This is a genomic window from Oceanisphaera arctica, assembly GCF_002936955.1.
Lineage (GTDB): Bacteria > Pseudomonadota > Gammaproteobacteria > Enterobacterales > Aeromonadaceae > Oceanimonas > Oceanimonas arctica.
Genome location: NZ_MPZM01000069.1, coordinates 1 through 10,193 on the forward strand (window position 1 = coordinate 1; position 10,193 = coordinate 10,193).

A 10,193-nucleotide genomic window follows, 5' to 3' on the forward strand; every position below is an offset into this window, starting at 1 on the left:
CAGGCCGAGCATGGCGGTAAAGCCGGCGGTGCCGATGGCCATGGCGCGCTTGGCGCTCATGCCGACAGGCATAGGGATCAACCAGTCGCCCTTGGCGCAGGCCTTTTCCGCCAGGCCGCCCCAATGCTGTTCGCCCACGCCCCAGCCGGTAAGAATGACTTCATCGCCGATACGGTGGTCCGGATGATCCGAGGCCAGCACGGTACCGGCGTAGTCGATGCCCGGCACCATGGGCCACTGGCGCACTATCTTGCCCTTGCCGGTAATGGCCATGGCGTCTTTGTAGTTGAGGGTGGAATAATCCACCTTGACCAGCACGTCACCGGCGGTGAGCTGATTTTCGTTGAGCCGCTTCAGGCTGGCGTGGGTTTCTTTACCTGATTCTTCTAGTAGCAGAGCTTTGAACATCTCTTTTCTCCTGACACGGTTTCCTGAAACCTAGGGTCTGTTGACCTTTCGTGATGATTTTTGCAGCAGTTTGTGGGGGCTTGATACAAGGCAGAGCTTATGCCGTGTAGTCACGCTACATAAATAAGCGATAACGCAGTAGCAAGACCCCACAAGCGCTGCCCTGCGGGTTCGGCTAAACGCGTTTTTCTCTTTGTTGAGAGGGCTTTGCTTAGAATGACTAGGCTACACCCCTCTCGCCGCGATAAAAACGCGTTTAACTCGAACAAAATTTAACCGCGAAAGGTCAACAGACCCTAGTGTAAGGAGACTGGGGCGGAAAGCCATGCCGGAAAAGCAGCAAATGTCGATTTTGTGAGCCCGGCGTCATCCGGCCCGGGCAGCCGCCGCCGGTTTGATCCAGGCTTCGTTTAGCCAGAGCGAGGCGATAAGTATGAGTCCGCCCAGGCCCAACCGTATCAGGTCGGCATCCCGGTTCCAGATCAGCAGGTTGACCAGCAGGCCGGCGGGCACCAGGGCGTTGTTCATGATGGCCAGTGCGCCGGCATTGACCAGGGTGGCGCCCTTGTTCCACAGAAAATATCCCAGACCGGAGGCACCCAGGCCCAGCCACAGCAGTATGCCCCACTGCAGGCTGGTGGTCGGATACTTGTCACCACCGAGCAGCAGCCAGGCGGGCACCACCACCGCCAGCGCGCCCAGATAGAAATAGCCGAACAATCGGTGCTGGGGCGGATGGGCGGGATAGCGCTCCATCAGTACCTTGTAACCTACCTGACCCAGGGCGAAGCAGAGGTTGGCACCCTGTACCACCGCAAAGCCGAGCAGATAGCGGTCAGTGATGCCGTCGAAGCGGATCACCAGGGCGCCCACCACCGCCAGGGCGGCGGTCAGCAGGTAACCGGGGTTGAAGCGGCGGTGCAGCAGGTCGTAGATCAGGGTAACGTAGACCGGGGTGAGCACGGTGAAGATCAGCACTTCCGGCACCGTCAGCAGCAGAAACGACTGGTAGTAAAACAGATACATGAGTCCTAGCTGCAGTGCGCCGCAGGCCATCAGCCCCAGGGCCAGTCGCGGTGGCTGGCGCCAGGACATCAGTGGCATGAACAGCAGGGCAGCCATGAAGATGCGACTGAACACGGAAAAGTAGCTATCGACACTACCGGACAGATAGACGCCGATCAGGCTGAAAGAGAAGGCCCACAACAGGGTAACGGATACCAGATAAGACATGGTGAAAACTTCGACATTGGTCAAGACGGGGCGTCATGATGGCGTAAAGCGCAGGCGTAATCCAGAACGTCGCCCATAAAAAAAGCCGGCGCAATGCACCGGCCCGGGACCAATATCAGGTTTGTCATAAAGGAGAGAATGACGTCCCTAAACAAGGTGGTTTAACACCACACGCAGAACTGTTGGGCGCTTGCCCTTAATAGGTTGTCAGCGTGGTTACCCACGCCGCCAGGTCTTGAATATTCCGCTTTTATCGCGCCGACGGATTACCTCGAATAATCCGGCTGCGACGATAGACAGGTAGTACCCCCCATGATGCCACCATGCCCAGAACCTTGTTCGACCCGACTGCCGGATGAAATGCTTCACCACGCCGACGATAAACTTGTTTGTGGGCGCTATTCTATGGTCAGATCAGCTATGTCTAAAATGAATTATCATCATAAACCTATGGTGGATATCGATGGATAATCTGTATCAACGTCTGGATCTGAATCTGCTGCGGGTGTTCGATGTGCTGATGCAAAGCCGTAGCGTCACCCGGGCCGCAGAGCAGCTTAACCTTTCCCAGTCTACGGTCAGTCATGCCCTGGCCCGGTTGCGTCAGACGCTGGACGACCCGTTGTTTGTGATGACCCGAAAGGAAATGCGGCCCACCCAAAGAGCCCAGGCACTGGCGGCGCCGGTACGGCAGGCCCTGTTGTTGCTGGAGCAGGGGGTACGGCAGTCGGCGGGGTTTGATCCGGCCTCGTCACGGCGTACCTTTCGGCTGGCGGTGCCGTCTTCCATCGAGCATGGGGTGGTGCCCCAGCTGGTGGAGCTGCTGCATCAACGGGCGCCGGGTTGTCGGCTGGCCGTGACCGAGCTGGTGCATTCAGATTATGAAGACAGCCTGTCTCGCGGCGGCCTGGATCTGGTGGTGGCCTTCGCCGATGGTGACCATCTTTCGCCTCGTCTGCTGGTCGAGCCCTGGTTCGACAATCCCATGATGTGCCTGTCGGCTCAGGGCTGCGGATTGCCAGACCGGCTTTCTGCCGAGTTGCTGGTCGGCTGGAGCCATGTCTCCACCTCGACCTGGGGTCACAATCAGACCTTGATAGAAAGCTGGCTGAAGAAAAAGGGATTGGAGCGGCATATCGCGGTGTGGGTGCCGAGCTTCGAGGCCTTACCCAAGCTGCTGGCCACCGGCCGTTATCTGGCCATGGTACCGGAGCTGATTGCGCGGGATTTTTGCCATTATTATCCGCTGCAGCAACATCGGCTGAGCGAGTCTCTGCGCAGTACCTATGTACTGGCGCAGCATCCGCTGACCGAGTTTGACCCGGCGCTAGTCTGGCTTCGTCAATTGCTGGAAGAGGTGGGCGACCGGCTGCGTCAGTCGCCCTGAACCTCAGTTTTTGGGCAGCGGCACCACCAGCATGTCGCAGGGCACTGTGTTCATCAGCTGGCGGGCAGAAGAGGTGAGCAGGCTCCAGAAGCTTTGTTCGTGGCCACAGACCAGCAGATCGACCTGATGCTGTTCAACCGCTTCGTTCACTTTCAGCGCCAAATCGCCGCAAATCACCAGTTTTTTCTCGATCGGATAGTCGATGTCGGCCAGGTATTCCTCCAGCCGTTGCTTGGCGTCGGCCACCACCTGATCCTGGATATTGTCGATGTCGATGTCGATCATCTCGGTGTAGAGATCCTTGAGATCCACATCCACATGAATGACGGACAATTTGGCCTTGTTGGCCTTGGCCCTGTCCACCGCCTTGGCGATGACCTTGCGGTTTTTTTCGGTCATGTCGACCGCCGCCAGTATGTGTTTATACTGATAGGGTTCTGTCATGGCACCTCTCCTTTTTTATAAGTCTATCAATCCATTAGCAGATAAACCGTGAGCCGGATGGCAATTTCACACCCCTCGCAGCATAGGCCAGATGTTGGCCAGGAGACAAGCAGAACCGTCGTTTGATGTGCGGCGTTACTGCTCCCGGTTTTGCAGCAAGGTCCTGAGCGAGCCGATCTCTTTGCGCAACGAGGACACCTCCTGCTGCAGAGTGGTCAGCTGGTTTTTTACTTCCAGCTGGTTCTGCTTGTCATTGGCCTGTTGCTGTTTTTCCGTGTCTTCCTGCTGATCGGCTTTCGGCGTCAGCAGGGTCGACGCCACCAGGCCCGAGATACCGGCAAACAGCGATACCCCGGTAAAAATTACGATAGCCGAGATAAGGCGGCCTGAGGTGGTGACCGGGTAGTAGTCGCCGTAACCCACGGTGGAGATGGTGACCAGGGCCCACCAGATAGCGTCTTCGGCGGTATTGATATTGGAACCGGGGTTACCGGCCTCGGTCATCAGTATGGCAATGGCGCTGCCGCTCACCACCACCACCAGGATCAACAGCATGGACGCCAGCACAGTGCTTTCGCTGTTCTTCAGCAGATGGCGGATCACCTGATTGGCGACTCGCAGCATCCGTAATACCCGCAGTACCTGAAAAATCCGGCCGTAGCGCAAGATGTCTATCGCCGGAATGGAGGCGATAAAGTCGATCCAGTGGGTACTCAGAAAGCGCTTCTTGTTGCGGGCGGTAAAGAGGCCATAGAAAAAATGGCTGAGCAGCACCACGCAGATGCCGGTGTCGATACTCAGCAGCAGCTCTTTTTCCGTCGCATTGAAGGGACCAAACTGGTGTAACACTATGGTGATCAGGGAGATGATGGACAAGACCATCATCACCAGTTCGAAGGCGTTGGGGGGAATGACGCGTAAGGATGTTTTCACGGGCTCTCCTGTCCGTTTTCAAGATTATCGCGCCAAAGATGGCCACGGATGTTCGGTCAGTTCCGGCTGGCCTGTAGCAGGTAGCGGCGGGGGGTATTGCTCTCGGCGGTAAAGGTGCCGAGGTTGACCCGATAGCCCTGCTCTTCGAGAAACAGGGCCCGGTCCAGCAGCAGCCATAGTTCCAGCAGGTAGCGGTAACGGTGACGTACCAGCTCGATGCGTTTTACCAGCAGACGACGTTGTTCGGCCCGTTGCAGCCAGTGCTCGCCGTCGATGCTGTTCGGAACGGGCAATGACTTCTGCTCGCAGGCCCAGTGCGCAAAGTCGGCAAAATCGCCGCTCAGCAGCTGCTTGGGAAAAGAAGGCAGCGGCAGATACCGGGTGGTGCCGGTCAGGTGTTGCTGTAGTTCGTCGAACGCCAGTCGCCAGGTCAGCTCAATGTGGCGCAGGCGGCGCACCCGTTCGCCGCCGGTCACCTGTTGTTGCAGAGGCAGCCGCAGGCTCTGACGGTCCAGATGCAAGTCCTGCTGCCGACCGGCGGCCGACAGCGGCCGATAATGGTCGCCATCAATCAGGTGATAGCAACAGGGCGACAGCGCCAGCCGGCGGGTGCCGGCAGCGGCGGCGTGGCGCAGAAAACGCAGGTGCAGCTCGCCACAGGCGTGCAGGGCCAGCGCCTGCTGTTCAGGCCGGAACAGCCGGGCGGCGTCGGCACTCAGGGCATCGGCACAGACAAAGTGATGATCGAGTTTGAACTGCTCGGCGACCTCTGCACCCTGGCGACACAAATCCGCATTCCACTCCAGGCTGGTGACCGAAGGTGCCCCCTGCTGGGCCAGCAGGCGACCGAGATGGCCCTTGCCGGCGCACCATTCCAGAATGGCGTGCTCTGCGGTGATGTTGGCGGCAAAATCCTTGATCTGCGCCCATTTTCGGCCGGGAATGCCGTTGCTCCAGCGTGGCGTGGCGTAGTCATCTGCCCGGTCGAGTTCGGGCAGGCGATAGGCATGGGAGGCCACTGTTTCGGGCCTGAGTGGCGCAAAAAATGCGAGGGCGGCGGTATCGTCTTCGTCCAGGGTGTCGAGTTGGGCTTCATTCAGTGCCATAAGCGCCGGCGCCAGTTCGGGCCAGGGCAGTTCGCGGCAGGCGAAGGGGGTGTGCTGCCAGTCACCGCGGGTGCGGTGCAGCAGGGTGCTTAATTGTCGGAATTGTTCGGCAAGGTTGCTCATGGCCCGGATTATAACCCTGTCGCCGGTGTCGGCATAGCCGAGCGGCGGCGCGATCGCTAGAATAGCGCCTTTGTTGTTAGCGAGAGTGTGAGTGCCATGAAAGCCTGGGATGTAATTGTGATCGGTGCCGGTGCCGCGGGCCTGATGTGTGCCGCCGAAGCGGGCAAGCGTGGCCGCAAGGTACTGCTACTGGATCACGGCAAGCGCATCGGTCGCAAAATCCTGATGTCGGGCGGCGGGCGCTGCAACTTCACCAACTACTTCGTTGAGCCGGCCGCCTATCTGTGTGGTAACCCGCATTTCGTCAAGTCGGCCCTGGCCCGTTATACCCAGTGGGACTTCATCGCCATGGTGGAAAAGCACGGCATCGCCTATCACGAAAAGACCCTGGGGCAGCTGTTCTGCGACGACTCGGCGCAGGAGATCGTCGATATGCTGGTCAAGGAATGTGAAGACGCCGGTGTAACGATTCGCCTGCGTGCCGAGATCCTCGATGTAGAGCGGCTGGGCGAGGGCTTTATGGTGGCGGCGGCCGGTCAGGAAGACAGCTGTCTGTCGCTGGTGGTTGCCAGCGGCGGCCTGTCGATGCCCAAGATTGGTGCCTCGCCCTTCGGTTACAAACTGGCGGAGCAGTTCGGGCTCAAGGTGCTGCCCACCCGTGCCGGTCTGGTGCCCTTTACCCTGCAACCGGAAGACAAGGAAACCCTGGAACCGCTGGCCGGTGTTTCCCTGCCGGTGGTGGCCGAAAGTGAAGACGGCACCCGCTTCGCCGAAAGCCTGCTGTTTACCCACAGAGGCGTGTCCGGCCCTTCTGTGCTGCAGATTTCGTCTTACTGGCAAGCCGGCGAACAGGTTCGCTTCGAGCTGTTGCCCGCCGGTCGGTTAGCACAGGGCGTGGCCGACAGCCCCAACCAGGAGCTGAAGACCTGGCTGAGCCGGCACCTGCCCAAGCGGCTGGTGGAGGCCTTACTGGTCAGGGAGGAGTGGGTGCGGGAAAAAATCACCAATAAGCCGCTCAAGCAGTATGTTCCGAAAGAGCTGGCGGCCATCGAGCGATTGCTGTCTGTCTGGCCGCTGAAACCCGGCGGCACCGAAGGCTATCGCACCGCCGAAGTCACCCTCGGCGGGGTGGACACCAACGAACTCTCTTCCAAGACCATGATGGCTAACAAGGTGCCCAACCTCTACTTTATCGGGGAGGTGGTGGACGTCACGGGTTGGCTGGGGGGCTACAACTTCCAGTGGGCCTGGAGTGCCGGCTGGTGCGCCGGCCAGGTGGTTTAAACGATATCCAGTGGTGTCTTGCGGCCTGGGGCCGGGAAGGCGGCATCCAGCCGGGCCAGCGCTTCGTCGGTTAGATGGATGTTCAGGGCCTCGGCGTTCTGACGAACGTGCTCCGGCTGCACCGCCTTGGGGATGGCGATAACATCGCGCCGGCCGTCGATCGGGCGAATGGCCCAAGCCAGCAGTAGCTGGGGTATGGTCACCTTGAGTTCGGCGGCGAGGGCCTGCAGATCGGGATGATCGAACAGCTGACGGCGCAGGTGGCCACCCTGAGCCAGCGGGCAGTAGGCCATCACCGGCATCTGCTGCTGTCGTTGCCAGGGGCGCAGCGAGTGCTCTATACCCCGGGAACCCAGGTGATAGAGCACCTGATTGACAGCGCTTTCGTCACCGCTCAGCCGGTGCCATTGCTGCAGTTCGTCGATATCGAAGTTGGACACCCCGAAGCGTTTTATCTTGCCGTCGGCCTGCAGTTGCTCGAAGGCTTCCAGGGTTTCTTCCAGCGGTATGCTGCCGGGCCAGTGCAGCAGGTACATATCCAGATAATCGGTGCCCAGCCGCTGCAGACTGCCTTCACAGGCCTTGATGGCGCTTTTGCGCCCCGCATTCCAGGGATACACCTTGGACACCAGAAATGCCTGTTCCCGACGGTCCCGGAGTGCTTCGCCCACTACCTCTTCGGCGCCGCCGTCGGCGTACATCTCGGCGGTATCGACAAGCGTCAGGCCCAGATCCAGCCCCTGCTGCAAGGCGCGTACTTCGTCGCGGCGGGGAGCCAGGCCTTCACCCATGTACCAGGAGCCCTGACCGATGGCGGGCAGGGTAACGGCGGCTTGGGTGGCGGTGGCCTTGAAGGTTAGGGTGGCGTCCATGATGACCTCTCGATAATGACTTATGGAAGTGGTTTCCACATTATGGTGAACCAGCGAGCCAACCTTTGCAACGCTCTAGTGCTTGCTTTTGAACGCGGCTTGCGCTTGACTCGGTCTTGGTAGACAGGAACTAAGTCGCGCTTGTTCGCAGGGAGTGTTTCAGTCGGCGTTTACCTTGAACTAAGGTCAGGCTGTCGCTACGGCCGAGGGTATCAGGAGAAAGGGGCGTATGAGCACATTACACAGCGAAGGGCCGGCCGAAGTGGTGCTGGTCAGACGGCACCTGAAGCTCGATCATCTCAACCAGTTGCAGATAGAGCTGCTGGCCGAGGTGTTTGCCGATGAGCCGGGCGTGGCCAAGGTGGTGGTGCGCAAGCAGTGGCTGGACATCGACTACGATGCCGCCGTGCTGACCCTGGACCGGGTTATCTCCATACTGGAAGCCCACGGCGGCGAGTTGTCTCAGGACTGGTGGACCGCATTCAAGGCCGGCTGGTATAGACGCCGGGAAGAAAAGCTGCGCTCCCGGCTGGCCGAGGACAAGGAGCTTTAAGGGGCAGGAATACCCAGTAACCCCTCCCCAACCCTCCCCTTGCGTAGCACCCCGTCGTTATTCTGGGGATGTGGTGTTAAAGGGGAGGGAGCTCACCCCTCACCGCTTTTCCCAACACTCCCTGATGTTGTTCCAGCCGGGCTCGGGCCTCGGCCTTGTCGAGCCCCGATAGCAGCATCAGTATTGCCAGCTTCACTTCGTTGTCCGCCTGCTGCAGTGCCAGGGCGGCAGCTTCTTCATCTACGTCGGTGGCCTGCATCACGATGCGCTGGGCCCGAGCCTGCAGCTTCAGGTTGCTGGCGTTCAAGTCCACCATCAGATTCTGATACACCTTGCCCAGTCGAATCATGCTGGCGGTGGTCAGCATGTTGAGCACCAGCTTCTGAGCCGTGCCCGATTTCAGCCGGGTCGAGCCGGTGATCACCTCGGGGCCCACCTCGGGCTCGATGGCGATGTCTGCCTCTTGGCCGATGGCGGAGCCCGCATTGCAGGCCAGCGCCACCGTGGTGGCGCCCAGCTGTCGGGCATAGTGCAAGCCGCCCAGCACATAGGGAGTGCGGCCGCTGGCGGCGATGCCCACTACCACATCATCCGCACTCAGTTGGATGTTTTGCAGATCTTGTTCGCCCTGCCCGGCACTGTCTTCCGCCCCTTCCTGAGCGCGGAACATGGCCTGAGGGCCACCGGCGATCAGCCCCACCACCATGCCTTCAGGCACGCTGAAGGTGGGTGGGCACTCTGAGGCATCCAGCACGCCCAGGCGGCCGCTGGTGCCGGCGCCCATGTAAATCAGTCGGCCGCCTCGGTGAAAGGCCGCCACTATGAAATCGACGGCGGCGGTAATGGCGGGCAGCACTCGTTCAACCGCTTCCGGTACCTGTTTATCCTGAGTATTGATGGTGGTCAGAATTTCCAGTGTCGACTGCCGGTCGATGTTCAGGGTGTCGGGATTGCGCCCCTCGGAGGCGAGTCTGGCCAGGTCCTTGAGCAGGTCTTTGGTATCCATGAAGGTTCTCCATATTAAGGCAAGGGGTTATCCCGGCAGATGAATGGCGCCCAGAATGGCGGGCCGGCGGGCGCCGGTAACGTCCGGCAGATTGCCGGCCAGGCCGTGCATCGTCTGGTGGGCCAGCCAGGCAAAGGCCATGGCTTCCATGGCGTCCATATCCACGCCGGCGCTGTTGCTGGTATCGACCCGCCAGCCGGGCAGCAGGGCGGCCAGTCGTTGCATCAGCAGCGGGTTATGACCGCCGCCGCCACAGACAAGCAGCTCGCCCGCCGGCCACTTGTCGACCTCGTTGGCGATGGCGGTGACGGTAAATTCGGCCAGCGTCGCCTGCACGTCCGCCGGCGCCATGCAATCCGGCAGGCGGGCATCCAGCCAGTCTTCGCTGAACAACTCCCGGCCTGTGCTCTTGGGGGCGGTCAGGGCCAGCCAGGGTTCGGCCAGCAAATGGGCCAGCAGGGTGGCGTCGACCTTGCCCTGTTGTGCAAAGGCGGCGTCCTTGTCGTAAGGCTGGCCGAGATGGCGGCGAGTCCAGAGATCCATCAGCATGTTGCCGGGGCCGACATCAAAGCCCAGCACCGGCTGATCCGGCGCCAGTACCGTGATATTGGCGATGCCGCCGATGTTGGCCAGGATACGAACATGGTTAACGCCGCCCAGCACCCGCTGATGAAAGGCGGGCACCAGGGGCGCACCCTGGCCACCCAGCGCCATGTCTTTGCGGCGAAAGTCGTTGATGGCAATGATGCCGGTGTCGGCCGCCAGCCGGTTGCCGTCTCCCAGCTGCAGCGAAAACGGCAGGGGCCCGGCGGGTTGATGCCAGACGGTCTGACCATGACAGCCG

Annotated in this window: 11 protein-coding genes; 3 read left to right on the top strand and 8 right to left on the bottom strand. The window is 60.3% G+C overall.

Annotation, left to right across the window (positions count from 1 at the left end; translation table 11 throughout):
- Together UN63_RS16020 and UN63_RS16025 are read right to left on the bottom strand one after the other, a co-directional pair.
- On the bottom strand, positions 1-408 hold a 408-nt coding region (locus tag UN63_RS16020), incomplete at its 3' end, for an alcohol dehydrogenase catalytic domain-containing protein (protein ID WP_181068271.1).
- Between the two features lie 366 nt (positions 409-774).
- Positions 775-1,641, bottom strand: coding sequence for a carboxylate/amino acid/amine transporter (locus UN63_RS16025; RefSeq protein WP_104488505.1), 867 nt, complete (start codon positions 1,639-1,641; stop codon positions 775-777).
- A 463-nt stretch (positions 1,642-2,104) separates the two neighbouring features.
- Between UN63_RS16025 and UN63_RS16030 the strand changes: the two genes are divergently transcribed.
- The gene (locus UN63_RS16030) at positions 2,105-3,028 is read left to right on the top strand and encodes a LysR family transcriptional regulator (RefSeq protein ID WP_104488484.1); all 924 of its coding nucleotides are present in this window, start codon (positions 2,105-2,107) and stop codon (positions 3,026-3,028) included.
- A 3-nt stretch (positions 3,029-3,031) separates the two neighbouring features.
- Here UN63_RS16030 and UN63_RS16035 read toward each other — a convergent pair whose 3' ends face one another.
- The 3 genes from UN63_RS16035 to UN63_RS16045 all read right to left on the bottom strand — a co-directional run bounded on the left by UN63_RS16035 (position 3,032) and on the right by UN63_RS16045 (position 5,634).
- Complete coding sequence (locus tag UN63_RS16035) at positions 3,032-3,472, bottom strand: universal stress protein (RefSeq protein ID WP_104488486.1); 441 nt, start codon at positions 3,470-3,472, stop codon at positions 3,032-3,034.
- Positions 3,473-3,607: 135 nt separating this feature from the next.
- Positions 3,608-4,405, bottom strand: a complete 798-nt coding sequence (locus tag UN63_RS16040; protein WP_104488488.1) for an ion transporter — start codon at positions 4,403-4,405, stop codon at positions 3,608-3,610.
- Between the two features lie 56 nt (positions 4,406-4,461).
- Entirely contained in the window at positions 4,462-5,634 is a 1,173-nt protein-coding gene (locus UN63_RS16045) for a methyltransferase (RefSeq protein WP_104488491.1), read from the bottom strand.
- A 96-nt stretch (positions 5,635-5,730) separates the two neighbouring features.
- Here UN63_RS16045 and UN63_RS16050 point away from each other — a divergent pair, with 96 nt between their 5' ends.
- The gene (locus UN63_RS16050) at positions 5,731-6,918 is read left to right on the top strand and encodes a BaiN/RdsA family NAD(P)/FAD-dependent oxidoreductase (RefSeq protein ID WP_104488493.1); all 1,188 of its coding nucleotides are present in this window, start codon (positions 5,731-5,733) and stop codon (positions 6,916-6,918) included.
- On the opposite strand, the gene UN63_RS16055 is transcribed toward UN63_RS16050, so the two are convergent.
- Positions 6,915-7,790, bottom strand: a complete 876-nt coding sequence (locus tag UN63_RS16055; protein WP_104488496.1) for an aldo/keto reductase — start codon at positions 7,788-7,790, stop codon at positions 6,915-6,917. The genes UN63_RS16050 and UN63_RS16055 overlap by 4 nt on opposite strands.
- Positions 7,791-8,019: 229 nt before the next feature.
- Here UN63_RS16055 and UN63_RS16060 point away from each other — a divergent pair, with 229 nt between their 5' ends.
- Complete coding sequence (locus tag UN63_RS16060; RefSeq protein ID WP_104488498.1) at positions 8,020-8,343, top strand: hypothetical protein; 324 nt, start codon at positions 8,020-8,022, stop codon at positions 8,341-8,343.
- Positions 8,344-8,419: 76 nt separating this feature from the next.
- On the opposite strand, the gene murQ is transcribed toward UN63_RS16060, so the two are convergent.
- Entirely contained in the window at positions 8,420-9,334 is a 915-nt protein-coding gene (gene murQ / locus UN63_RS16065) for an N-acetylmuramic acid 6-phosphate etherase (RefSeq protein ID WP_219821194.1), read from the bottom strand.
- A 42-nt stretch (positions 9,335-9,376) separates the two neighbouring features.
- The coding region (locus tag UN63_RS16070; RefSeq protein WP_104488503.1) for an anhydro-N-acetylmuramic acid kinase at positions 9,377-10,193 on the bottom strand (817 nt) is incomplete at its 5' end.

Bases quoted from the DNA above. Each gene is read 5' to 3' on its own strand.
- UN63_RS16025 (WP_104488505.1), bottom strand. From the start codon at position 1,641: ATGTCTTATCTGGTATCCGTTACCCTGTTGTGGGCCTTCTCTTTCAGC.
- UN63_RS16030 (WP_104488484.1), top strand. From the start codon at position 2,105: ATGGATAATCTGTATCAACGTCTGGATCTGAATCTGCTGCGGGTGTTC.
- UN63_RS16035 (WP_104488486.1), bottom strand. From the start codon at position 3,472: ATGACAGAACCCTATCAGTATAAACACATACTGGCGGCGGTCGACATG.
- UN63_RS16045 (WP_104488491.1), bottom strand. From the start codon at position 5,634: ATGAGCAACCTTGCCGAACAATTCCGACAATTAAGCACCCTGCTGCAC.
- UN63_RS16050 (WP_104488493.1), top strand. From the start codon at position 5,731: ATGAAAGCCTGGGATGTAATTGTGATCGGTGCCGGTGCCGCGGGCCTG.
- UN63_RS16055 (WP_104488496.1), bottom strand. From the start codon at position 7,790: ATGGACGCCACCCTAACCTTCAAGGCCACCGCCACCCAAGCCGCCGTT.
- UN63_RS16060 (WP_104488498.1), top strand. From the start codon at position 8,020: ATGAGCACATTACACAGCGAAGGGCCGGCCGAAGTGGTGCTGGTCAGA.